We start from the raw sequence: 24,187 nt of genomic DNA, 5'->3' as shown, positions 1-24,187 counted from the left end.
GCGGCCCACCGACCGAGGGAGCTCATCGTGGCCACGACCTACACCTTCGACGTCTTCTCCAGCCTCGACGGGTTCGGCGCCGCGCACGGCGACTGGACCGGCTACTGGGGCAAGCAGGGCCCCGAGCTGCTCGAGCACCGGCTCCACCAGTACGACACCGAGCAGCGGATGGTCCTCGGCGCCACCACGTACCGAGCGTTCGTGCAGATGCTCGCCGCGAGCACCGAGGGGTCCGACGTGCGCGACCCGTGGGTCACCCGCATGGTCCACACCCCTGCGACCGTGGTGTCGAGCACCCTGCGCGAGCCCCTCGAGTGGCCGGGCGGCGCGACCGTCGCCGCCGCCGATGCGGTCGACGTCGTCGCCCGGCTCAAGCAGAGCTCCCCCGTGCCCCTGCGCTCGCACGGGAGCCTGTCGCTCAACCGGGCGCTGATGGCCGCGGGCCTCGTCGACGAGCTGCGCGTCACCCTGTTCCCGGTGATCACCGGGCAGACCGGCGTCGACCCGCTGTTCCGCGGCGCCGCCGACTTCGACCTCGAGCTCGTGGAGACGCGGACGCTCGACGGGCGCACCCAGGAGCTCGTCTACGTGCCGACCGGGCACGGCTGAACGCGGCTGCGCTGCCCTGACCGGCTCAGACCAGCCCGAGCTCCCGCGCCCGCACGCCCGCCTGGAACCGGGACTCGGCGCCGAGGGCGGCCATCAGCTCGGCGACCCGACGCCGGTAGGTGCGCACGCCCATCCCCATCGCCCGGGCCGCGGTCTCGTCCTTGACGCCCTGCCCGAGCAGGTCGAGCACCTGGGGCGCGATGGCGCGGATCTCGGCGATGCGGGCGTCGAAGACGTCGAGGTCGACGGCGGACCGCCACACGGCCTCGAACAGCGACGCGACGCCCTGCACCGCCTCGGGCTGGGTGATGACGCCGTAGCTGCGGCGTCCGGCCCGGACGTCGCCGGCGAGGATGGCCAGGCGGCGGTCGAAGAGGATCGTCTCGTTGACCTCCTCGGTGGTGATGCGGATGTGCGCGCCGTGCTCCTCGCGGGCGCGCGCCAGCCCGCGGGCCGCCACCGGGTCGAGGAGCACGCCGGGCCGGTAGACCTTGCGCAGGTGGACGTCGTCGCGCCGGGGCGGCACCATCGCGTCGCCGTCCTGCGGCACGTGCGTGACGACCCACGTGCCCAGGTCGTTCGCGGCGCACGAGATCTCCGTCGCGTGCGCGAACAGGTGCGCCGTGCGGGCGAGCAGCTCCTCGTCCCCCTGGACGACCGTGACGGCCTCTCCGGTCTGCATGCCCTCGATTCTGCTCCGCCCGGCAGGGAGCTGCCAGGGTCGGCAACAAGCTGCCAACCACGTGATCCTCTCCCCGGGCGCACCGAGGCTGGCGGCATGACCACCACGACCAGCACCCCGTCCACCACACCGCCCACCACCCCCGACGCCGCCGCTGCCGGCACCTGGCAGCTCGGTGACCGCACCGTGAACCGGCTCGGCCTCGGCGCCATGCGGCTCCCCGGCGTCCTCGGCGCCCCGACGCCCCGCCCTCGCGAGGACGCGATCGCCGTGCTGCGGCGCGCCGTCGAGCTCGGCGTGAACCACATCGACACCGCCGCGTTCTACTTCCTGCCCACCCGCTCGGCGAACGAGCTCATCAGCACGGCCCTGCAGCCATACGCCGACGACCTCGTCATCACCACGAAGATCGGCGCCTCGCGGTCGCGCGACGGCGACTTCGAGCCGTACGCGCGCCCCGACCAGCTCCGCGGCCACGTCGAGGAGAACATCCGGCAGCTCGGCCTCGACCAGCTGGACGTCGTGAACCTGCGCTGGGGCGCGGGCCTGACGACCGAGCCCGGGTCGGTCGCCGAGCACGTCGGAGCCCTCGCCGAGCTGCGCGACGCCGGGCTGGTCCGGAACATCGGCATCTCCAACGTGCTGCCGGAGCAGCTCGACGAGGCGCTGGAGATCGCGCCCGTCGTGTGCGTGCAGAACCGCTACGGCCTCACGGAGCGCGACGACGACGGGCTGCTCGCCCGCTGCGGCGAGCTCGGCGTCACCTTCGTGCCGTTCTTCTCCATGGGCGCCGCCGTGCCCGGAGCCGTCCCCGGCGGCACCCCCGACGACACCGGCAGCGACGTCGTCGCCGCCGTCGCCGCGGCCCACGACGCGACGCCCGCCCAGGTGCGGCTGGCCTGGACGCTGCACCGCGGGTCGCACGTGCTCGCCATCCCCGGCACCGGGAGCGTCGCGCACCTGGAGCAGAACGTCGCCGCCGGCGCCCTCCGCCTGACCGACGACGACCTCGCCGCCCTCGACGCGATCGCCTCGGCCGCCGCCTGAGCCGCCGGGGCGGTCAGCCCTTGAGCCCGGTGTGTGCGAGCCCCTGGACGAACTGCTTCTGCGCCACGAGGAAGACGGCGAGCACGGGCAGCACGGTCAGCGTCGTCGCGGCAAGCTGCACGTTCCACATGGGCCCGCCGTAGGCGTCGACGTACTGCGTCAGCGCCTGCGGCAGGGTGAAGTGGTCCTTGGAGGACAGGTAGACGATGGGCTCCAGATAGAGGTTCCACGACTTGAGGAACGTGAAGATCGCAACGGCCGCGAGCGCCGAACGGGACAGGGGCATCGCCACCCGCCAGAACAGGCCCCACCGGCCGAGCCCGTCCAGGCGGCCCGCCTCCTCGAGCTCGTGCGGCAGGCCCAGGAAGAACTGCCGCATGATGAACGTGGCGAGCACGCTCGGCGCGCCGAGCACGGGGATCACGATCAGGGGCCAGTGGGTGTCGATCAGCCCCGCGGAGTTCACCAGCCGGAACAGCGGCACGATCGTCACCTCGGACGGCACGAGCAGGCCGACCAGGACCAGCAGGAACAGCGCGTTCGCCCCGGGGAACCGGATGCGCGCGAACGCGTACCCGGCCATCGCGGACACCAGCATGGTGCCGCCGGTGACGAGGGCCGCGATGTACAGCGAGTTCCAGTACTGCTCGGCGAACGGTTGCAGAGAGAACACCCGGCCGTAGGCCTCGAAGGTCGGGTCCTGCGGCCACAGCGTCGGCACCGACCGCAGGATCTCGCTCATCGGCTTGAGGCTGGACGTCGCCATCCACCAGGTGGGGAACACGAACGGCAGGCTGAGCACGAGCAGCACCGCGACGAGCACCCATCGCCTCCAGCGGCGGCGCCGTCGGCCGGGGCGGGCGGGCCGGGACGACGCCCTCGAGCGCGTGGGGCCCGCACGCCCCGGCGTCGGCGGGCCGGCGGGCGCGGGACGGTCCGTGAGCACGTCAGACTTCATGGAAGACCCACTTCTTGCGCGACTGCCACTGCAGCAGGGTGAGGACGAGGACGATGGCGAAGAGCAGGACGGCGATCGCGCTGGCGTAACCGAAGTCGTTGAACTGGAACGCCTGCTGGTACAGGTAGTAGACGAGCACCGTCGTCGAGCTGCCGGGGCCGCCGCCGGTGAGCACGTCGATCTGGGCGAACACCTCGAGCGAGCCGACGATCGTGATGATCGAGACCAGCAGGATCGTCGGGCTGATGAGCGGCAGCGTGATCGACCGGAACCGGCGCCAGGCGCTCGCCCCGTCGAGGCGGGCCGCCTCCTGCAGCTCCTCCGGCACCCCCTGCAGGGCCGCGAGGAACAGGATCATGTTCAGGCCCACGTTCTTGAAGACCTGCACCACGATCACGGAGAGCATCGCGGTGGTCGGCTGCCGCAGCCAGTTCGGCCCTTCGATCCCGAGCAGCGACAAGAACCCGTTGATCCCGCCGTCGGCCTGCAGCAGGAAGCTCCACACGATGGTCCACGCGACCAGCGAGACGACCACGGGCGAGAAGAAGAACGTGCGGAACGTGGTGGTGCCCGGCAGCCGCTGGTCGAGCAGCACGGCCAGCAGCAGGGCCAGCACGATGTTGAGCACGACCAGCCCGATCGAGAACCAGAGCGTCGCCCACAGGGCGTCGTGCAGGCCCTGGTCCTCGACGAGCCGCTGGTAGTTCTCGGCGCCGCTGAACTGGAAGGTGTTCGCCAGCACGTTCCACTCGTGCAGCGAGTACCACACCACCATCCCGAGGGGGACGACGACGAACAGCAGGGCGCCGAGCACGACCGGGGAGACCATCGCGTACCCGACCCACCAGTCGCGGCGGGCGCGCGCCGAAGCCGTGGTGAGGGACACGTCAGTCCTCCAGCAGCGGCGTGATCGCGTCGCAGGTGTCGCCGAGCACGCCGGCGACGTCGGCGTCCGCCGTCCACATCGCGTCGAGCTGGGAGCGCACCGTCTCCTGGAGCTTGGCGAAGTTCTTGTGGGACGGCTTGGTGACAGCATCCGTGATGCCGTCGACGACGACGTCCTGGAGCTGGTCGGCGCTGAGCAGCGGGTTGGCGGCGGCCAGCGAGTCCGCGGTGAGGAGCGACTCGCGCGGCGGCGGGAAGTAGGCCGAGAGCTTCTCGGCGTTCTCCGGGTCGGTGAACCACGCGAGGAAGTCCGCGGCGACGTCGGGTGTCTTGCCGGCGGCGAAGACGCCGATCCCGGCCTGGCCGATGACGTTCTGCTTGCCCGACGGGCCCGCCGGGAGCGGCACGACGTCCCAGCCGAAGGAGTCGTCGAGCGACGACGCCCGGCTGATCTGCGTGATCGTCATGGCCGCGTCGCCGGCGAAGAAGTCCGCCGTCGTGCCGGGCCCGGGCATGGCCCCGTCGGCGAAGGTCGCGTCGTGGATCCAGGTCATGGCCTCCACCATCGCGGGGTCGGTGAAGGTGCACTGCGTGCCGTCCGCGCTCCAGGGCGCGGCGCCCCAGCCCGACCAGACCGTGGCGAGGTTCTCCCACGCCTGGTAGTCGAAGTCGCGCACCACGAGCCCCTGCTTGCCGGACTTCTCGGCCGCCGCCGCGGCCATGTCGCGCGCCGCGTCGAACGTCCAGTCCCCGGCCGCGACGAGGTCGGCCGGGTTCTTCTGGCCCGCGGCCTCGAGCTGGTCCGTGTTGACGAACACGCCGAACGGGCTGTTCGAGAACGGGTAGGCGTAGAGGCCGTCGCCGTCCTTCCAGAGCTCCAGGGCGCTGGGCTCGAGGTCGTCGTACTGGTACCCCTCGGCCTCGGAGAGCACCGGCGCCAGGTCCACGAGGGCGCCGCTGGAGACGAACTCCGGGGCGTTGCTCTCGAAGATCCACGCCAGGTCGGGCGCGTTCCCGCCGGCGAGCTGGGTGGTGAGCGCCGTCGTGTAGTCCTCGAACGGGATCGAGTCGAAGGAGACGCTCGACACGAGGTCGGGGTTCTCGGCGACGTAGGCGTCGGCGATCTCCTGGAACATCGCGAGCTGCTTCTCGTCGGCGGTCCACACGGTCATGCGCAGGTCGACGGGCTCGTCGGGCGTGTCCGGCTCGCCGGCGACGCCCTGGCCGTCGCCGCCGCAGGCGGTCAGGGCGAGCAGCGCCGCGGCGGCGGAGGCCGCGGCGAGGGCCGCGCGGGGGCGGTGTGCGGTACGGGGGTTCATCAGTGCTCCTTCGGACTGAGTGCTCGGACGGGGTCGGGCCGCGGTCAGTACGGGTGGACCTGGTCCGCGGGCCAGCGGAGCTCGACACCGGCCGAGACGAGCTCGGCCTGATAGTCGGCGAGGAGGTCCGGCTTGGCCTGGACCTCGTGGGGGGCGCGCCCCGTAGCGAGGCAGTGGGCGGCGAGATGACCGGCCGCCTCGCCGATGTTCCACTCGACGGGGTGCAGCCGGTAGCAGCCGTTGGTGATGTGCGTGGTGCCGATGTTCTTGTTCGCGGCCAGCAGGTTGGTGACGCGCTGCGGCAGCAGCGCGCCCAGCGGGATCTCGAACGGGGTGGACGGCACGTCGATGTACGTGTCGCCGCCCGTGGAGGGGTGCAGGTCGATCCGGTACATGCCGACGCCGACGGAGTCGTCGTAGCGGGTGGCGCCCGCGTCGCCGCGCACGGCGTACGACACGTCGTTCTCGGTGACGGTCGTGACGGCGCGGATGCGGCGCGACTCGCGGTGGTACACCGCCTGGGCGAGCCCGTCGGCGGAGCCCATGACGTCGGGCCGCAGCCGCAGCCCGGGGTAGCCGGTGCCGCCGTCGGGCCGCGGTGCCTCGGTCTGCATCCAGTACAGCATCGAGAGGCTGAGCTGCCGGGCGTCGGCGACCCGTGCCTCCTCGACGTCCCGCGGGACGTCGAGGACGGGCGCGAGGAAGTAGTCGATGCTGGGCCAGTTCACCAGGCACAGGTCGCTCGCGTAGTGGCCGGGGGCGAAAAGGTCGCGAGCGGCGATGCGGCGGAACGTCCACAGGTTGCCGTCGCCCGGGTTCTTCGACTGGTCCGCCGCGACCGCACGGGCGTCGTCTCCCGGGTTCGGGGTGAAGGTGCGCACGTCCATGGCGAGGGTGCGCGGGTTGGGCGCCTCCCACGACAGCATCCGGCGCCCGTTCCAGGCGTCGGGCCGGTAGGCGCTCCAGAAGTCGTAGCGCTCGGGCCGGTCGATCGTGTGGTCGCCGTCCACGTGCTCGACGGCGAAGCAGACGCTCAGCGCCTGGACGTTGTCCGGCTGCGCGGCGTCGGGGGCGCTGGGCTCGCCGGTCTCGCGGCTCGACTCGAACCCGGTCACGTACTCCGTGCCCGTGAGGGGCAGCAGCTCCCCCGTCTCCGTCGCGTCGACGACGAGCGCGGCGGTGACCGTGACGGGCTCGCCGCCCACGACCGACCGGAGCGTCACCGACGTCACGCGGTCGCCGTCGGTGGTGGCCGACGTCGGCCGCACACGCTCGACCAGCGTCAGCCGGCCGGACGACCGCCAGGGCGCCAGCATCTCCTCGAGCACCCCGACCGCCACCCGGGGCTCGTGGCACAGCTTCGACACCCAGCCGGCGCCGGGGTTGAGCGCGTCCCACGACCGGGCGGCGTCGGTGAGCGGGTACGAGCGCCGGTAGACGTCGCGGATGCCGTCGCGCAGGCGGCGGTAGCGCGCGGTGACGCCGAAGTCCTCCACCCAGGCGCTCTCGTCCGGGGGCACGCCCTGCGACGTGAGCTGGCCGCCGATCCACGGGTGCTCCTCGGTGAGGACCACCCGCGCGCCGCGGTCCGCCGCGGCGAGGGCGGCGGCGATGCCGCCGAGGCCGGCTCCGACGACGAGCACGTCGGTGTGCAGTTCCTGAGGGGTCACGCGGGTTCCGTTCTGTCGTGGGAGCCGGTCGGCTCGGGTGGGCACGGTGCGAGGGTCGCGCCGTCGACGTCGACGCACTCGAGCAGCTGCCGCAGCTCGTCGTCGGGGACCTGGGCTGCCGCGCGGCTGCCCGCCTGGCCGGCGTCCGCCGTCACGAGCCGCGACAGGAGGTACAGGGCCCGGGCACCCATCTCCTCGCGGGGGATGGAGAACCCGGACCACCGGCGTCCGCCGGGGCGCGGACGGTGCGGCTGACCGAGCAGCAGCACGGAGACGTCGACCGGTACGCGCAGGCCACGGTGCTCGAGCGCGTCGGCGAGCTCCTCCGGAGAGTTCTCCGGCGCCACGACGATGGCCGTGAACCGCTGGTCGCCGATCTCCGTCGCCGCCGCCGCGACGTCGTCCAGCTCCACGAACCGCGCGGTGAGGCCGCGCTGCTTCATCGTCAGGCGGTATCCCTCGACCCGGTCGAGCGTGGGCTGGTCGGTGCCGCGTGGGCCGACGTAGCCGATGCGCGTATGCCCCAGCGCCGCCAGACGCTCCACCTGCCGGCTCGTCGCCGTCGCGTAGTCCACGCCCACGTAGGGCAGCCGACCCCCGTCGCTGCCTCGCTTGCCGATGAAGACGAACGGGTAGTTCGTGTCGAGCAGGTGCTGCAGCTCGCCGCGGTCCTCCTGCTGCCCCAGGAGGAGGCACCCGTCGGCGACGCCGAGCCGCTGCCAGCCCTCGCGGGTCAGCCGGCGTCGGCCGTCCTCCACACGGGCGCTGGTGAAGAGCAGGATGTCGACGCCGAGCTTCTCGGCGGCGTGCTCGATGCCCACGAGGAAGGGCCCGTAGAAGTCCCGGCCGCCCTGGGGGAACGTCGCCTCGTAGGTGAAGACACCGAGGATCTGCGTGAGCCCGCCCGCCAGGCGCTGCGCGGCGGGGTTCGCGGAGTACCCGGTGATGCGGATCGCGTCGAGCACCCGCTGCCGGGTCTCCTCGCTGATCCGCACCCCGCTCGGGTTGCTGTCGTTGAGCACGAACGACACCGTGGCCTGGCTGACGCCCGCCATGGCGGCGACGTCGGCCTGCGTGATGCGACGACGGGGCAACACTCCTCCTCGAGCTCGGACGTCGGCGGTGACGTGCCAGGAGTCTCGGGGGTCCGCTGAACCGGGGTCAACAAGATGATGCGCATTATTAATGACGGTGAGATCACGCTGCCGACCCAGGAATGCCCTGACATCCCGGGCGTCCGGCCGTCGTGGGGATCAGGTGCGGCGCATTATCCGAACATCTGCTCATGGGTTCGATAAGGCTCCTTGACCGGCGCCCGCCCGGCGCCGAAGGCTGCAGCGGTGCGGTCGCCGACGACGGCGCCGCCGTACCGACAGCCCCGCCACGAAGGAGTGCGCGCCATGTCAGCCAGAACCGTCAGAGGGGCCCGGCTGGTCGCCGGCCTCGCCGTCACCGCCGTCATCGCTCTCGGCGCCGACGCCGCTCACGCTGTCCCGAACGCCGACGACGACACCGGTTCCGGCGACGTCGAGGTCACGACCGCCCCGGACGAGGCGTTCACCTTTCCGGAGTTCACCTACGTCGGTCCCGCTTTCGACAAGAGCGACCTGACCTACAACCCGACGAACGAGTTCATCTTCCCCAGCGTCATCCGTGCGGCCGACTACTTCGCCGAGCCCCTGGGGGCCTACTACATGTACTACGCCCCCCACGAACGGCCCGGCGGAATCGCCCTGGCCTACGCCGACTCGATCGACGGCCCGTGGACCGAGTACGACGGCAATCCCCTGATCAGCAACACCTGGTCGCCGCACTACGAGGCGGTCAGCCACATCTCGTCACCCCATGCCGTGTGGGTGGAGGGCGAGCAAAAGCTGTTCCTGTACTTCCACGGTGAGAACACGATCACCCGGTACGCCACCTCGGACGACGGCATCCACTTCGAGTACGGCGGGACCGCGGTCCAGCGAGACGAGTCCACGGGCCGGGAGACCTCGTACGCGCGAGTCTTCGAGCAGTCGGTGCCCGGGCAGGGGAACCGCTACCTGATGCTGTTCATGGACAACCCGGCGAACGCGCTGCCCGGCGAGACGGGGCCCGTCGCTCGGCGGATCCGCTGGGCCGTGTCCGACGACGCGCGCAGCTGGGAGGTCCAGCCCGAGCCCCTCGTGACACCGCGCGGGATCGAGGAACCGAACGCTTCAGGGCCGTTCTTCCTGCGCTGGGAGGGCCGAAACCTCGTCGTCTTCCACGCGAGCGACGGCAACATGCACGCGGTGGACGTGGGGAAGAACTTCGACCAGGAGATCCACCTCGGCGTGGTCCACGACTCGATGGCCGACGCCCCGGACCTCGGTCGGTCGGCGGCTCCGACGTTCTACTTCGACGGCCGCAGCGCCCACATGTACTACGAGTCCGGCGGTCGGTTGACCGCGACCATCGCTCATGCCGTCGCCACCCTGGACGAGCCCGTCCCGGCGAGGGAGCTCGATTGCACCGTCGACCGGCCCGTGCTCTGGCCGCCGAACCGCAAGCCTGTGGACGTGACCGTCGACGTCGACCTCCGGGACGGCGTCCTGGGGCCGCGAGCGTTCGAGCTCGTCGACGTCTCCGGGGGTGGCACGGGGGACGTGTCCGGATTCGTCACGGGGACGCCGTCGGTCTCCGGCCAGCTGCGCGCCGAGCGCGCGGGCGACGGTGGTGACCGCGTCTACACGCTGACGTACGCCGGGCACGACGAGCTCGGCCGCGCGGTGGGATGCAGCGTCGACGTCACCGTCCCGCACGACCGGGGGAACTGACCCGACGGCCGCCCCGGCGAACAGGCGGTTGTGCACCTTCTGAGGCGTCAGTAGGTGCACAACCGCCTGTTCGGCGGCGCCTTTAGTACAGGGCTCCATGTACGGTTGCCCTCATGGAGACCGTGACGCTCACGCACACCGCCGCGCTGGCGCGGCTCGGGCACGCGCTGTCGGACGGGACGCGCACGCGGATCTTGCTCGCGCTGCGCGACGCGCCCGCCTACCCGTCCGACCTGGCGGCGGCGCTGGGCGTCTCCAAGCAGGTCATGAGCAACCAGCTCGCCTGCCTGCGCGGCTGCGGCCTGGTCGTGGGCCGCCAGGACGGGCGGCGCACCGAGTACCGGCTGTCCGACCCGCACCTCGCGCACGCGCTCGGCGACATGCTGCGGCTCGCCCTCGTCGTCGACCCGGACTGCTGCGGGCCGGACTGCACGTGCGCGACGCCCGCCGCCCACGGGCCGACCGACGCCGAGGACGCCGCGTGAGCCACGACCACGACCACGCGCAGGTCGTCGCCGACCACCGCGGTCGCCTCGCGGTCGCGTTCGGCATCACTGCGGCCATCCTCGTGGCGCAGGCGGTCGGGGCGCTGCTCACCGGCAGCCTCGCGCTGCTGGTCGACACCGCGCACATGCTCACGGACGCCGGGGGCCTCGCCCTGGCGCTGTTCGCCGCGCACCTCTCCCTGCGGCCGGCGTCGCCCCAGCGCACCTGGGGCTACCGGCGCGCCGAGGTGCTGGCGGCGCTGGCGCAGGCGGCCGTGCTGCTGGTCGTCGGCGTGTACGTGCTGGTGGAGGCGGTGCTGCGGCTCGCGCACCCGCCGGAGATCCCGTCCACGCAGCTCGTGGTCTTCGGCGTCATCGGGCTGGTCGGCAACCTCGCGTCAATGGCCGTGCTCGCGGGGCGCCGGGACGCGAACCTCAACCTGCGGGCTGCGTTCCTCGAGGTGGTCAACGACGCGCTCGGTTCGGTGGGTGTCATCGTCGCCGCGATCGTCATCGCGACCACCGGCTGGCAGCGCGCGGACTCGGTCGCCGCCCTGCTCATCGGGGCGCTCATCCTGCCGCGCGCGGTGAAGCTGCTGCGGGCCGCCGGGTCCGTGCTCCTGGAGTCCACCCCGCCCGGTCTGGACCTCGACGAGGTGCGCGCCCACCTGCTGGAGGTGGAGCACGTGCGCGACGTGCACGACGTGCACGCCTCCCTCATCGCCACCGGCCTGCCGATCCTGTCGGCGCACGTCGTCGTCGACTCGGGGTGCTTCACCGACGGTCACGCCGGCCGCATCCTCGACGAGCTGCAGGAGTGCGTGGCCACCCACTTCGACGTCGCCGTCGAGCACTCCACGTTCCAGGTCGAGCCGGAGACCCATCCGGAGCACGAGCACCCCACGCACGCCTGATCCGCCGGCTGAGCCTGCCGGCACCGTGGCGAGGTTTCGACAGGCTCAACCATCGAGGGGATGCTGTGCTGGGCCCATGTCCTCCCGCACCGACGCCGACCTCACCGGCCACCCCGACGAGCCGCACGCCGGCGGCCTGGCCCAGCGGCTGAACTGGCTGCGGGCGGGCGTGCTCGGCGCCAACGACGGCATCGTCTCCGTGGCGGCCGTCGTCGTGGGCGTCGCGGGCGCGACGCCGGAGCGGGCGCCGGTGCTCACGGCCGGCCTCGCGGCCCTCGTCGGCGGCGCGATCTCGATGGCCCTGGGCGAGTACGTCTCCGTGTCGAGCCAGTCGGACAGCGAGAAGGCGCTCATCGCGAAGGAACAGCACGAGCTCGCCACCATGCCGGACGAGGAGTTCGACGAGCTCGTCGGCCTCTACCGCGAGCGGGGCCTCAGCGAGGGTACCGCCCGTCAGGTCGCCACCGAGCTCACCCACCACGACGCCCTCGGCGCGCACCTGTCCGCCGAGCTCAACATCGACCCCGACGACGTCGTCAGCCCCTGGCACGCCGCCTGGGCGTCGCTGCTCGCGTTCCTGTGCGGCGGCGTGCTGCCGATGCTGGCCGTGCTGTTCATCCCCGAGCCGTGGAAGGTCGCCGGCACGTTCGTCGTCGTGCTCGCCGCCCTCGCCGCGGCCGGCTCGATCGCCGCCTGGATCGGGGGGTCGTCGCGCACGCGGTCCGTCGCCCGGGTCGTCGTCGGCGGCGCGCTGGCGCTGGGCGTCACGTTCGCCCTCGGCTCGCTGCTCGGCACCACCGGCGTCGTCTGACCCGTCCACCCACCCGAAGGAGCTGTCCCTTGCCGACGTCCCCGCACGCCGCCACCGACCTCGCCCCGCGCCTCGGGCGCACCGTCCTGTACCAGCTGTACCCGCAGAGCTTCGCCGACTCCGGACGACCTGGGACCGGCGACGGGATCGGCGACCTGCCGGGCATCACCGCCCGGCTCGACTACCTGCAGTGGCTGGGCGTCGGCGCCGTGTGGCTCGACCCGTGCTTCGTGTCCCCGTTCGCCGACGCCGGCTACGACGTCGCGGACTTCCTCACGATCGCGCCGCGCTACGGCACCAACGACGACCTGGCGGAGCTCACCGAGGAGGCCGGCCGGCGCGGCATCTCCGTGCTGCTGGACCTCGTCGCGGGGCACACGTCCGACCAGCACCCGTGGTTCACGGCGTCGGCGGACGACCCCGACGACGACCGGTACGTGTGGAGCGACGTCCCCGTCGACGGTTTCGAGCCCGGCCCGGGCCGCCGCGGCGGGTTCTACCGGCCCAACTTCTTCCCCGTGCAGCCCGCGCTCAACTTCGGGTACGCCCGGCAGCACCCCGACGAGCCGTGGCGCAGCCCCGTCGACGCCGCGGGCCCGCGCGCCAACCGCGCCGCCCTGCGCGAGATCATGGCCCACTGGTTCGACCTGGGCGTCGCGGGGTTCCGCGTCGACATGGCCGCGTCGCTCGTCAAGGACGACCCGGGCCTCGTGGAGACGGGCCGGCTGTGGCGCGAGACGCGCGACTGGCTCGACGCCACCTACCCCGGCCGGGTGCTGATCAGCGAGTGGGGCGACCCGCGCGTCTCCGTGCCCTCGGGGTTCCACGCCGACTTCTTCCTGCAGTTCGGGGGCGACGACGACGGCCTGCCGCTGCGCTCGCTGTGGAACAACGGCGCGGGCACGGTCAACCCGTCGTGGGGCGACGTGCCGAGCTGGGCCGACGCCGAGGCGCGGGGCGACGCGGGCACGTTCGTCCACGCCTGGGAGGAGGCCACCGGCGCGATCGCCGCGGCCGGGCGGGGCGGGCTCACCGGCCTGCCGACGTCGAACCACGACTTCACGCGGCTGGTCGCCGGGGCGCGCGACGCCGGCCAGGCCCGTGCGGCGCTCGTCCTCACGCTCACCTGGCCGTCCATGCCGTCGGTCTACTACGGCGACGAGATCGGGATGCGGTTCGTGCCGGGCACGCCCACGCTCGAGGGCTCCCGGCTCAACCCGACCTACGACCGGGCGGGGTCGCGCACCCCGATGCAGTGGGGCGACGTGGCGCCCGGCCGGCTCGGCCCGGACGTGGCGGAGTCTCGCTACCTGCCGCAGGACCCGGACCCCGACCGTCCCACCGTGGCCGCCCAGCTCGACGACGAGGGCTCGCTGCTGCACCTGGTGCGCCGGCTCGCGCACCTGCGCACGACGGACCCGCGGCTCGATGCCACCGCCGACGTCGAGGTGCTCGCCACCGGCTACCCCTTCGCCTACCTGCGCGGCGGCACGCTGGCCGTCGTCCTCAACCCGGGCCGCGCGGCCGTGTCGATCGCGGTGCCCGGGGCGGCCGGAGCCCGCGAGGTCGAGACCCGCGGCCACCGCACCGACGGCGACGTCGTGCACCTCGACGGGCACGGCTACGCCGTCCTCGACCTCGCCTGACCTCGCCCGGCCTCGCCCGTGTCGGCACACCGCGACACCCTGGGCGCATGGAGCTCGAGGTGCGCGGCGAGGTGTTCCAGTGGCGCGGCCCCGCGCCGTACTACTACGTGGCGGTGCCCGACGCCGAGGCGGAGCGGATCGCCGCCGTCGCGCCGCTGGTCACCTACGGCTGGGGCGTCGTCCCCGTGACCGGCCGCCTCGGCGCCACGACGTTCACCACGTCGCTGTTCCCCCGCGACGGCGGCTACCTCGTGCCGCTCAAGGACGCCGTCCGGCGGGCCGAGGGCGTGGACGACGGCGACGGGGTGGTCGTGCACCTCACGCTCGACGGGGTCTGACCCGCCGGGGCATCCCCCGCGAGAGCTACCCGGGCTGCTCCCCTGGGGGCGATTCGCGCGAGCACGTGCGCTCGTAGCGTCGTCGCAGGTCGTGCAACGGCGCGGCCCTCAGCCACGGAGGCCCTCATGAGCACGACAGCCACGACGCCCCGCCAGCAGCCCCTCCGCGAACCGGGCGGCCGCCTCGCCCGCGTCCTCCGGTTCCCCCTCACCTGGATGCTGATCGGCCTGCTCGGCGTCGGCGTCGTCGCGGGACTGACCGCCCAGGGCCCCGGCGTGGTGCCGGTGCTCGGCGCGGCGGTCGCCCTCGTCGTCTACCGCGTGGTCATGCGGGTCGTCGCCGGGCGCCGCACCCCCGAGCTCGCACGCCGAGGCGCGGTGAGCGAGGCGCTGTCCGGGGCCGCCGTCGGCCTCGGGTTCGTCGCGGTCGCCGCGGCCGTCGTCGCCGCCCTCGGCGGCTACTCCTTCAGCCCTGCCGACGACGTCGACCTCCTCGCCGTCGTGGGCCCGGTGCTCGCCGTCGCCGTGGGCGGGGCCGTCACCGAGGAGCTCACGTTCCGCGGCTTCGCCCTGCAGGCCCTCGAACGCCTCCTCGGCAGCTGGGTCGCGCTCGCCCTCACGGCGCTGATGTTCGGCCTGTCCCACCTGCTCAACCCGGGTGCCACCGTGTGGAGCACCCTCGCCATCGCGATCGAGGCCGGCGGCCTGCTCGGCGCCGCGTTCCTCTGGCGCCGCAACCTCTGGTTCGCCATCGCGCTGCACGTCGCCTGGAACGGCGCCGTCGCGCTGCTCGGCATCCCCGTCTCCGGGCACGTCGCGCCGGGGCTGCTGGTCGCCGACGTCGCCGGCCCGAGCCTGCTGACGGGCGGGGCCTTCGGCATCGAGGGGTCGGTCGTGACGGTGGCGCTCAGCGTGCTCCTCACCGTCCCCATGCTCCTGCTCGCCCGGCGGCGCGGGACGCTCGTCCCGGCGCGCGGCCCCCGACCGTAGGCTCGGGCCGTGCCCGCCACGTCCGCCCCCGCCCGGGGCCAGCGCCTCCGCGCGGCGCTCGGGCGCTGGCGCACGCTCCAACCGACCGCCCGGGACGGCCTCCTGGCGGCGGCGCTCGCGGCGCTCGCGCTGGTCCCGACGCTCTCGGCCATCGGCGTGGAGCTCGGCGACCTGCCCTCCCGTCCCCCGGACGTGCTCGCCGTCGTGCTCGTCCTCGGGCAGTGCCTCCCCCTCGCGGCCCGGCGCCGCCGGCCCGCGGCCTGCCTGGCGGTCGTCGGCGCCGCCTTCGCTCTGCACGAGGCCCTGTCCTACCCGCCGACCTTCGCGAGCGTCGGCCTCTACGTCGCGGTGTACTCCGCGGCGGCGCACCTGGCGCGGTCGCGCGGGCGCGTCGCCGCCCTGGCGACCGTCGCCTACGCCGGCCTGGCCGTCGCGCTGGCCGCCCTGGGGTCGCCCAACCGGCTGCCGGCCTTCCTCGCCTTCTACCTGGTCCTGGCCGTGGTCTGGGCCGGAGGGGCGGGAGTCCGACGCTGGCGGGCCGAGGAGGTCGAGCACCGGCGCCTCGCCGCCGCCGCGGCGACGGCCCAGGAGCGCGCCCGCATCGCCCGGGAGCTGCACGACGTCGTGACCCACCACGTGACGGCGATGGTGGTGCAGGCCGACGCGACGCAGTACCTCCTGCCGGCGCGCCCGGACCGGGCCGGCGAGGGGCTCGAGGCCATCAGCGACACCGGCCGGCGGGCGCTCACCGAGCTGCGGTACCTGCTGGGCGCGCTCGAGGCGACGGGCGAGCCGGAGACGGCCGAGCGAGCACCGGCGCCGGGGCGGGTGAGCCATCTCGTCGAGCAGGCCCGACGGTCCGGCCAGCCCGTGGAGTGGACCGAGGACGGCGACGCGCGGCCGCGGCCCGACGCCGTCGAGCTGGCCGCGTACCGGGTGGTGCAGGAGTCGCTCACCAACGCGCTCAAGCACGCCGCGGGGCGGCCGACCGCCGTGCGCGTGCGGCACTTCGACGACCGCCTCGAGGTCGAGGTGACCACGCAGGGGCCCGGCGTCCCGGGCGCGCCGGCGGTGCCGTCCGGCGGGCGCGGCCTGGCCGGCCTCCGGGAACGCGTCCGGGTGCTCGACGGCGACCTCGACGCCGGGCCCACCCCCGACGGCGGGTTCGCCGTGCGCGCCCTGATCCCCACCGACCCCACCCGGAGCCGCCCATGACCACGCCGCCGACGTCCCCTCCCCCGATCCGCGTGCTGGTCTGCGACGACCAGGAGCTGGTCCGGGTCGGCTACGCCACGATCTTCGCCGCCCAGCCGGACATGGAGGTGGTCGGCGAGGCCGAGGACGGGCGCGCGGCCGTCGACGCCGCGCTCCGGCTGCACCCCGACGTGGTGGTCATGGACGTGCGGATGCCGGGGATGGACGGGATCGAGGCGACCCGCCGGATCGCGGGGCCCGACGCGGAGACGCCCGCCAAGGTCCTCGTGGTCACGACGTTCAACGTCGACGAGTACGTCTACGAGGCGCTCCGGGCGGGGGCCAGCGGGTTCCTCCTCAAGGACTCTCCCCCGGCCGAGCTGCTCCACGGCATCCGGACCGTCGCCCGGGGCGAGTCCCTGCTGGCCCCGACCGTCACCCGCGCCCTCATCGGCCGGTTCGCCGGCCGCGTGCGGCCGGCCGACACGTCGCCCGCCCGGGACGAGGTCGTCCGCAGCCTCACCGCGCGGGAGCTCGAGGTGCTCCGCCAGCTCGCCGCCGGGCTGTCCAACGCCGAGATCGCCGGCGAGCTGGTCATCACCACCGAGACGGTCAAGACCTACGTGTCCCGGATCCTGGCCAAGCTCGGCCTGCGCGACCGCGTGCAGGCCGTGGTGCTCGCCTACCGCGTGGGGCTCGTCCCGCCGGCGGGTTGACCGCCGCTACCGGGCGGACGAACGCCCGTCGACGAACGCCACGGCCGCGGCGGAGATCTGCGCGCGGGCGTCGTCGTGGCTGATCGTCGGCGTGCCGTCGCCGGGCTGCGGGCCGTAGTCGCCGAAGTACGCGTGCACGGCGCCCTCGACGACGGTGAACGCGGCGTCGGCGGGCAGGTCAGCGCGCGACGCGTCGATCTTCGCGGGCGTCGCGAGGCCGTCCTCGCTGCCCGAGACGGACGCGACGGCGGCGGTCAGCGTGCCGCTCATGTCGCCGGCCGGGTACGACGCGAGCAGGAGCAGCCCCGTGGCCGGGGCGGCGGCGTCTGCCGCGTCGTCGGAGGCGTCCGCCTCCATCGCCGCGACGGTGCCGCCGAGCGAGTGGCCGCCCACCACCCACCGGTCCACGTCCACCGCCGCGCGGGCGTCGTCGAACGCCCCGACCGCGAGGAACGCGATCCCGAGCGGCTGCTTCGCGACGACGACGGTGTGCCCCGCCTCGGCGAGCGGCCGCAGCACCGCCGCGTACGCGCGCGCGTCCACCCGCGCGCCGGGCTGGAAGAACACGGCGGTGCCGTCGTCGCCCCCGGCCGGCGCGAGCACGTACCGCGTGGCGCCCTCGGTCACCGTCACGGCGTCGTCCGAGCGCATCGCCGCGAGCGCCGGCTCCACGGCGACGAACGGCCGCAGCCACCCGACCACCACGACCCACCCGACCCCGAGCACCAGCAGCGCCACCCGCCCCGCACGCCGCCACCCCGGCCGCGCGGGCGGACGACGCAGCGCCCGCACCCCGGCGACCACCGCGCCCGCGACCGTCAGCACGAGCAGCACCGCGTACGCCGGGTGCCCGTGCACGACGACGCCCCACGCCGTCGCGCACACCCACGCGACGACGAGGACGGCGGCCGCCGCGACGACGAGGGTGGTCGCGCGGAGCCAGGTGGGCGCGGGGGTGTTCGGCACGCGAGGAGTCTGGCATCCCGGGGGCGGTCCGCGGGTAGGGTCTGACCGCCACCTGCAACGTTGGAGGATTCCCCCGTGACCGACCTGCCCACGACCGCGCCCGAGAACGGCCTCGCCCTCGACGCCGTCGTCGACCTCGACGTCCCCGGCCCCACGATCAGCCGCCACCTGTACGGGCACTTCGCCGAGCACCTCGGCCGGTGCATCTACGAGGGCTTCTGGGTGGGCGAGGACTCCGACATCCCGAACGTCGGCGGCATCCGCACCGACGTGGTGGAGGCGCTCCGCGAGCTGGCCATCCCCAACCTGCGCTGGCCGGGCGGCTGCTTCGCGGACACGTACCACTGGCGCGACGGCGTGGGCCCGGCGTCGGAGCGCCCGCGCATCGTCAACACGCACTGGGGCGACGTCGTCGAGGACAACGCGTTCGGCACGCACGAGTTCATGGCGCTGTGCGACCTGCTCGGCACCGCCCCGTACATCTCGGGCAACGTCGGCTCCGGCACCGTGCAGGAGACCGCGGACTGGGTGGAGTACCTGACGCGCGGCGACGACTCGCCGATGGCGCGCCTGCGCCGCGAGCACGGCCGCGACGAGCCGTGGGGCGTGTCGTTCTTCGGCATCGGCAACGAGCCGTGGGGCTGCGGCGGCAACCTGCGCGCCGACCAGTTCGCGTCGCTGGCCCGCCAGCACGCGACGTACGCGCGCGATCACGGCGGCAACCGCCTGGTGCGGGTCGCGGCGGGCGCGTCGGACGACGACTACGCGTGGACCGAGACGCTCATGCAGCAGGTGGCGAAGCTCGGCGACGCCGAGCCGCGCGACCTGTGGCAGATGGTGTCGTTCCACTTCTACACGTTCGCCGGGACGTGGGGCGACAAGGGCGCGGCCACCGAGTTCACGCGCGACGAGTACTGGGCCACGATGCGCAAGGCGCTCGACGTGCGCCGCATCATCGCCGGCCACTCGGCCGTCATGGACGCCTACGACCCGCAGGCGAAGATCGGGCTGGCGCTCGACGAGTGGGGCACCTGGTGGAACGTGGAGCGCGGCACCAACCCGGGCTTCCTGTACCAGCAGAACGCGATGCGCGACGCCCTCGTCGCGTCCGTGCACTTCGACGCCTTCCACGACCACGCGCGCCGGCTGCGCCTCGCGAACATCGCCCAGACGGTGAACGTGCTGCAGTCCATGCTGCTCACCGACGGCGCGAAGATGATCAAGACGCCCACGTTCCACGCCTTCGCGATGAGCGCCGGCCACCACGACGCCGCGAGCCTGCCGGTCCGCGAGCGGTCGCCGCGGGCCACGCACGACGTCGACGGCACGGCCGTGGGGACCGTGTCGGCGTCGGCGTCCACGAAGGACGGCGCGGTGCTGGTGTCGCTGACCAACCTCGACCCGGACGCCCCGGCCACCGTGCGCATCGACCTGCGCGGGCAGTCGGTGAGCGACCCCGTCGCGACCGTGCTCGCCGCCGACGACCCGGCCGCGCACAACACCTTCGACGCGCCCGACGCCGTCGCGCCGCGCCCGCTCGACGGCGTGCGCCTGGAGGACGGCGTCCTCACGGCCGAGCTGCCGCCGGCGGCGTTCGCCACGGTGCGCCTCACCGTGAACCCGTAGCCACGATACGAGACAGATGGTCCCACTCAGCGGACGTCGGGTGTAGACCTGGGGCATGACCACCCCTGACGTCGAGGACCCGTCCGTCGCCGACCCCGAGCAGCGGTTCTGGCGGCGCAACCTCGCCGTCGGCACGGCCGGCTCGTTCACCACGCTCGTCGCGATGACGCTGCTGGTGCCGTTCCTGCCGGAGTACGTGCGACAGCTCGGGGTGGACGGCCCCGGCGCCGTCGTGCGCTGGTCGGGGATCGCGTACGGGGCCACGTTCCTCACGGCGGCGCTCACCGCGCCGCTGTGGGGGGCGCTCGGCGACCGGTTCGGCCGCAAGTCCATGCTGGTGCGCGCCAGCCTGGGCATGGCGGTCGCGATGACGCTGCTCGGGTTCGTGCAGAGCGTGGAGCAGCTCGTCGCCGTGCGCCTGCTGGTGGGCCTGCTCGGCGGCTACTCGTCGGGCGCCACCATCCTCGTCGCCGCGCAGACGCCGAAGGACCGCAGCGCGTGGGCGCTCGGCGTGCTGTCGTCGGGCATCCTGGCGGGCAACGTCGTCGGACCGCTGGTGGGCGGGTTCGTGCCCGCGTGGGTGGGCATCCGTCCGACCTTCGTCGTCTGCGGCGCGGTGATCTTCCTGGCGTTCCTCGCGACGACGTTCCTGCTGCGCGAGCCGCCTCGCGCTGCCAGGCGGGCCCGGCCGCGCGACGCCGGGCGGCGCGCGAGCGTGTGGTCGCAGGTCCAGCGACCGGGCGCCGTCGTCGTGCTGCTGGCGACGTCCAGCCTGCTGCTGTTCTCGACGATGTCGATCGAGCCGATCGTCACCGTGTACGTGGAGGACCTCGGTCAGCTCTCGCACGCTGCTGGCGTCGCGGGGATCCTCGTCGCGCTGACCGCCGTGGGCAGCGTGGTCGCGGCGCCGCGGGTCGGCCGGCTCGCGGACCGGGTCGGCCACGCCCGCGTGGTGGTGGCGTGCCTCGCGGCGGCGGGGGTGCTGGCACTGGCGCAGGCGGCCGTGACGAACGTCTGGCAGCTGGGCGTGCTGCGCGTCCTGCTCGGCCTGAGCCTCGGGGGCCTGCTGCCGTCGATCACGGCGGCCGTGCGGCACCTCGCGCCGCCCGACGCCGTCGGCCGCGTGCTCGGCCTCGGCGTCTCGGCGCAGTACGTCGGCCAGGTCACCGGCCCCGTGCTCGGCGGCCTCGTCGCCGCCCAGGCCGGCCTGCGCGCCGTCTTCGTCGCGACCGCCGTCGTCCTCCTCGCCGCGGCGGCGATGAACTTCGTGGTGCTGCGCCGCGGCGGCGCGCGAAATCCGTCGACCGAGTCGCCGGAGCCCGTGACACTCGGGCCATGACGATCACGCGCCTCGACCCCGACGGCCTCCACGCCACCCCGGGCTACCACCACGTCACCGTCGTCGAGGCGGGGCGGACGGCGTACCTGGCGGGCCAGTGCCCGCTCGACGCGGACGGCCGGCTGGTGGGGCCCGGCGACCTCGCGGCCCAGGTCGACCAGGTCGTCACCAACGCGCTCCTCGCGCTCGACGGCGCGTCCGCCGCGGCGGACGACGTCGTGCGGTCCGTCGTCTACGTCCGCAGCGACGACCGGGCTGACCTCGCGACGGCGTGGCGGCGGCTGCTCGACTCGCCCCTGGCCCCCGCGTTCACCAGCGCCAGCACGCTGCTCGGCGTGGCCCAGCTCGGCTTCCCGGGCCAGCTCGTCGAGGTGGACCTGACCGCCGCGCTCCCGCGCACCGGCTGAGGTCGGTCATCTGGCGCGAGATCGGTCGACTTCCTGACCGATCTCGCACCAGATGACCGATCCCGCCACGCCAGTCGTCGGATGAATCCTTCCAATCGCCGATTGAATCGTGCTAATTTCCCGTGGCATGACCACATCGGCCGCAATGACGCGGCGCACGTTCGGGAAGCTCGCCGGAATCACCGCGACCGCGCTGCTGCCGTGGGCGCAGGCCCCACGCGCCGCCGCGTCGGGCCCGCCTGAGGTCCTCGAGACCGACACCCAGGTCGTGGTGGACAACGGCCTGGTCCGCCTCACCGTCGACAAGTCGAATGGTCGGACCACCTCGCTCGTCTACGACGGCGTGAACCTGGTGGGCCGCGGCAACTACGACATGAACACGGTCCGCGAGGGCGCAGGGCTGCCGCTGCCGCCGGCGGACGACCACCTGACCGTCCGGCGCGAGCAGGACTTCGTCGACATCGCCTACCACCACAGCCCCACCGGCGACATGCCGTGTCGGCTCGTCCGCCACCACATCGTGCGGTCGGGCGAGGCCGGGATCCACCTCGCCTACAGCTACGACCACCCCGCCGCGCTGCACGGCTTCCGCACCGACCAGCACCGGTACGTCTTCTACACCGCGGGCGGCGTCTTCACCCACGCCTCCGTGGAGGACGACGCCGACGCGGTCGCCTGGCGCGAGGAGGCGGCCCGGATGCCCACGGGCGCCGAGATCTCGAGCGCCGAGATGGTCATGGACGCGACCTACGACCTGGAGGGCACCGGCTCCGCCTACCCCCGCCGCTACTACACGAAGTACGACTGGGCCGTGTCGATGAAGGACCACAGCCTGCACGGGCTGTACGGCAGCGGCTACGGCATGTGGGCCGCGCTGCCGAACCTCGAGGCGTTCACCGGCGGCCCGGTGCGCCAGGACCTGATCCTGCACCAGACGGGCAGCACGCCGGTGCTGCTGGTCGAGCCGCAGGCCACGCACTACGGCGCCCCGCCGGTGCGCGTCGCGGCCGGCCAGGCCTGGCAGAAGACGTACGGCCCGTACTTCGTCTACCTCAACAAGGGCGACGACCCGAAGGCCCTGCGGCGCGACGCCGCCCGCCAGGCCCGGTTCGAGGCGCACGCGGAGTTCTACGACCGGCTCGCGATCGAGGGCTGGACGCCCACCGCGCAGCGGTCCCGCGTGCGCGGCACGGTCCGGGTCCCCGGCGTGCCGAACCTCGACGGCGCCGTCGTCGTGCTCTCCGACAACGGCACGCCCATGCAGGACACGGTGCTGGGCCACAACTACTGGGCCGACCTGCAGGAGGGCGGCCGGTTCACCCTCGACCACGTGCGACCCGGCACCTACCGCCTCACCGTCTACGGCGGCGGCCTCTGGGGCGAGTACGTGATCGACGACGTCAAGGTCGGCGCCGGCCAGGAGGTCACCCTCGGCCGCATGCTCTGGGAGCCGACCACCCACGGCCGCACGGTGTTCCAGCTCGGCACGCCCACCCGCACCTCCGGGGAGTTCCGCCACGGCCGGGAGTTCCGGCGCTACGGGCTGTTCGCGTCGTTCCACGACGACTTCCCCGACGGCGTCACGTACACCGTCGGGAAGAGCTCGCCGCAGGACTGGAACTACATCCAGTACCAGCGGTCGTACCCGGTGCAGGCGCCCGAGGGCACCGTGCTCCCCGAGGACGCCGACGGCGTCTGGCTGTTCGACCTCGGCACGGCGTCCAGCCCGGTGGCCGCCGGGTACCAGCGGGTCGCCCAGAACACCCTCTACGCGGCGGGCGGCGGCTTCGGCCTCGACCGCGCCGTCGACTCCCGCGACCGCGAGTCGGACGGCGACCTGCGGCGGGACTTCCTCGTCGGCTCCGGCTACACGTTCTCGGTGGACCTGCCCGACGGCGAGTACGAGGTCACCGTGCTCTCCGGCGACGACATCGCGGCGAACAACACCCAGGTCTCCTTCGCCGGGGACGCGCCCGTGGCCCTCGTCTCGGGCCGGGGCGAGTACGCCGTCCACACCGCCACGGTCACCGTCTCCGGGGGTCGCCTGGACCTCGTGGCGAGCGGCGACGGACGGATCAACGCCGTCGAGATCCTGGCCGCGGACGCCGCGCTCCCGGTGCTCGAGAACCTCTCGGTCGACGGTGCGGACCTGGTGCCGGGCTTCAGCACCTTCCGCTCCGACTTCGCCGCCGACCTCCCCTGGGACCAGGAGTCGGTCACCGTCCGGGCGACAGGGCGGGGCGGCGCGCAGGTCACGATCGAGGGCGACGTCGTCCCCGCGGAGGGGCTCGCCGTACCGCTGACCGAGCAGCGCACCGTCGTCGAGATCGTCGTGACCGACGACGGCGGGTCGCCGACCACCTACCGCCTGCACGTCACCCGGCAGGAGAGCCCGTGGCGCATCCTGTTCGACCTCGACCGCGCCCCCGCGGCCGGCGAGCGCGCCACGCTGACGATCGCGCTGGCGGCGTGGGCCATGGGGTCGGCGCTGCCGGTGCCGCCGGAGAACAGCAACCTCACGGTCCGGGTGAACGGCGAGCCGTTCGTGTGGACCTTCGGCCCGGAGGACGCGAAGGGCGCCACGTACCGCAGCGGGCGCGGCGGGCGGAACTACACCCGCGAGATCACCTTCGACGCCGGCCTGCTGAGGCCGGAGGGCAACGAGATCACGCTGCAGATCAACGACGGCGCCGAGCACCTGTGGAACGAGGCCGCGTACGACGCCGTCCGGCTCGAGATCGCCTGAGCCGAGATCGGTCAACCGGTACGAGGTCGGTCGACATC

The 24,187-nt window shown here is 73.6% G+C and carries 22 protein-coding genes; 15 read left to right on the top strand and 7 right to left on the bottom strand.

All coding sequences use genetic code 11. The features are described from left to right. Nucleotides 1–27: 27 nt before the first annotated feature. The gene (locus AAG589_RS20010) at nt 28–609 is read left to right on the top strand and encodes a dihydrofolate reductase family protein (protein ID WP_430569049.1); all 582 of its coding nucleotides are present in this window, start codon (nt 28–30) and stop codon (nt 607–609) included. A gap of 25 nt (nt 610–634) precedes the next feature. Here AAG589_RS20010 and AAG589_RS20005 read toward each other — a convergent pair whose 3' ends face one another. Then, on the bottom strand, nt 635–1,291 hold the full coding sequence (locus AAG589_RS20005; RefSeq protein WP_430569048.1) for a DNA-binding response regulator: 657 nt from the start codon (nt 1,289–1,291) through the stop codon (nt 635–637). 96 nt (nt 1,292–1,387) lie between these two features. Here AAG589_RS20005 and AAG589_RS20000 point away from each other — a divergent pair, with 96 nt between their 5' ends. Beyond that, complete coding sequence (locus AAG589_RS20000; protein ID WP_430569047.1) at nt 1,388–2,338, top strand: oxidoreductase; 951 nt, start codon at nt 1,388–1,390, stop codon at nt 2,336–2,338. Nucleotides 2,339–2,351: 13 nt separating this feature from the next. Here the strand turns inward: AAG589_RS20000 and AAG589_RS19995 are convergent, their stop codons facing one another. The 5 genes from AAG589_RS19995 to AAG589_RS19975 are packed head-to-tail and all read right to left on the bottom strand — an operon-like array spanning nt 2,352 to nt 8,264. Next, nucleotides 2,352–3,296, bottom strand: a complete 945-nt coding sequence (locus AAG589_RS19995; RefSeq protein WP_430569046.1) for a carbohydrate ABC transporter permease — start codon at nt 3,294–3,296, stop codon at nt 2,352–2,354. After that, nucleotides 3,286–4,182: a carbohydrate ABC transporter permease gene (locus AAG589_RS19990; protein ID WP_430569045.1), complete on the bottom strand. Its 897-nt coding sequence runs from the start codon at nt 4,180–4,182 to the stop codon at nt 3,286–3,288. Before AAG589_RS19990 ends, AAG589_RS19995 begins: the two co-directional genes overlap by 11 nt. Nucleotide 4,183: 1 nt before the next feature. Continuing rightward, the gene (locus tag AAG589_RS19985) at nt 4,184–5,500 is read right to left on the bottom strand and encodes an ABC transporter substrate-binding protein (protein ID WP_430569044.1); all 1,317 of its coding nucleotides are present in this window, start codon (nt 5,498–5,500) and stop codon (nt 4,184–4,186) included. Nucleotides 5,501–5,544: 44 nt separating this feature from the next. Then, complete coding sequence (locus AAG589_RS19980) at nt 5,545–7,170, bottom strand: FAD-dependent oxidoreductase (RefSeq protein WP_430569043.1); 1,626 nt, start codon at nt 7,168–7,170, stop codon at nt 5,545–5,547. After that, nucleotides 7,167–8,264, bottom strand: coding sequence for a LacI family DNA-binding transcriptional regulator (locus AAG589_RS19975; RefSeq protein ID WP_430569042.1), 1,098 nt, complete (start codon nt 8,262–8,264; stop codon nt 7,167–7,169). Before AAG589_RS19975 ends, AAG589_RS19980 begins: the two co-directional genes overlap by 4 nt. A 306-nt stretch (nt 8,265–8,570) precedes the next feature. Here AAG589_RS19975 and AAG589_RS19970 point away from each other — a divergent pair, with 306 nt between their 5' ends. The 9 genes from AAG589_RS19970 (at nt 8,571) to AAG589_RS19930 (ending at nt 17,065) form a co-directional block, all read left to right on the top strand. Next, nucleotides 8,571–9,971, top strand: coding sequence for a hypothetical protein (locus AAG589_RS19970; protein ID WP_430569041.1), 1,401 nt, complete (start codon nt 8,571–8,573; stop codon nt 9,969–9,971). Nucleotides 9,972–10,084: 113 nt separating this feature from the next. Beyond that, entirely contained in the window at nt 10,085–10,456 is a 372-nt protein-coding gene (locus AAG589_RS19965) for an ArsR/SmtB family transcription factor (RefSeq protein ID WP_430569040.1), read from the top strand. Next, nucleotides 10,453–11,370: a cation diffusion facilitator family transporter gene (locus tag AAG589_RS19960; protein ID WP_430569039.1), complete on the top strand. Its 918-nt coding sequence runs from the start codon at nt 10,453–10,455 to the stop codon at nt 11,368–11,370. The genes AAG589_RS19965 and AAG589_RS19960 overlap by 4 nt, the downstream gene beginning before the upstream one ends. Before the next feature lie 76 nt (nt 11,371–11,446). After that, on the top strand, nt 11,447–12,181 hold the full coding sequence (locus tag AAG589_RS19955) for a VIT1/CCC1 transporter family protein (RefSeq protein WP_430569038.1): 735 nt from the start codon (nt 11,447–11,449) through the stop codon (nt 12,179–12,181). A 29-nt stretch (nt 12,182–12,210) separates the two neighbouring features. After that, nucleotides 12,211–13,827, top strand: a complete 1,617-nt coding sequence (locus AAG589_RS19950; RefSeq protein WP_430569037.1) for an alpha-amylase family glycosyl hydrolase — start codon at nt 12,211–12,213, stop codon at nt 13,825–13,827. Between the two features lie 47 nt (nt 13,828–13,874). Continuing rightward, nucleotides 13,875–14,165: a DUF1905 domain-containing protein gene (locus AAG589_RS19945; protein WP_430569036.1), complete on the top strand. Its 291-nt coding sequence runs from the start codon at nt 13,875–13,877 to the stop codon at nt 14,163–14,165. 126 nt (nt 14,166–14,291) lie between these two features. After that, nucleotides 14,292–15,155 carry a CPBP family intramembrane glutamic endopeptidase gene (locus AAG589_RS19940; RefSeq protein WP_430569035.1) on the top strand — a complete coding sequence of 288 codons (864 nt, stop codon included), beginning with the start codon at nt 14,292–14,294 and terminating at the stop codon, nt 15,153–15,155. A 9-nt stretch (nt 15,156–15,164) separates the two neighbouring features. Next, a complete protein-coding gene (locus AAG589_RS19935; RefSeq protein WP_430569034.1) occupies nt 15,165–16,370 on the top strand; it encodes a sensor histidine kinase in 1,206 nt (401 codons plus the stop codon). Next, a complete protein-coding gene (locus AAG589_RS19930; RefSeq protein WP_430569033.1) occupies nt 16,367–17,065 on the top strand; it encodes a response regulator transcription factor in 699 nt (232 codons plus the stop codon). The genes AAG589_RS19935 and AAG589_RS19930 overlap by 4 nt, the downstream gene beginning before the upstream one ends. A 6-nt stretch (nt 17,066–17,071) precedes the next feature. On the opposite strand, the gene AAG589_RS19925 is transcribed toward AAG589_RS19930, so the two are convergent. Continuing rightward, nucleotides 17,072–18,031 carry an alpha/beta hydrolase gene (locus AAG589_RS19925; protein WP_430569032.1) on the bottom strand — a complete coding sequence of 320 codons (960 nt, stop codon included), beginning with the start codon at nt 18,029–18,031 and terminating at the stop codon, nt 17,072–17,074. Between the two features lie 75 nt (nt 18,032–18,106). Here AAG589_RS19925 and AAG589_RS19920 point away from each other — a divergent pair, with 75 nt between their 5' ends. From AAG589_RS19920 to AAG589_RS19905, 4 genes are all read left to right on the top strand, one after another. Continuing rightward, nucleotides 18,107–19,657: an alpha-N-arabinofuranosidase gene (locus tag AAG589_RS19920; protein ID WP_430569031.1), complete on the top strand. Its 1,551-nt coding sequence runs from the start codon at nt 18,107–18,109 to the stop codon at nt 19,655–19,657. 55 nt (nt 19,658–19,712) lie between these two features. Further along, on the top strand, nt 19,713–20,996 hold the full coding sequence (locus AAG589_RS19915; protein ID WP_430569030.1) for an MFS transporter: 1,284 nt from the start codon (nt 19,713–19,715) through the stop codon (nt 20,994–20,996). Then, nucleotides 20,993–21,403 carry a RidA family protein gene (locus AAG589_RS19910; protein ID WP_430569029.1) on the top strand — a complete coding sequence of 137 codons (411 nt, stop codon included), beginning with the start codon at nt 20,993–20,995 and terminating at the stop codon, nt 21,401–21,403. The genes AAG589_RS19915 and AAG589_RS19910 overlap by 4 nt, the downstream gene beginning before the upstream one ends. Nucleotides 21,404–21,530: 127 nt before the next feature. Beyond that, on the top strand, nt 21,531–24,149 hold the full coding sequence (locus AAG589_RS19905) for a polysaccharide lyase family protein (protein WP_430569028.1): 2,619 nt from the start codon (nt 21,531–21,533) through the stop codon (nt 24,147–24,149). Nucleotides 24,150–24,187: the final 38 nt, after the last annotated feature.

The organism is Isoptericola sp. F-RaC21, from assembly GCF_038593535.1.
Taxonomy (GTDB): domain Bacteria; phylum Actinomycetota; class Actinomycetes; order Actinomycetales; family Cellulomonadaceae; genus Isoptericola.
This window is presented reverse-complemented; position numbering and strand designations above follow the sequence as displayed.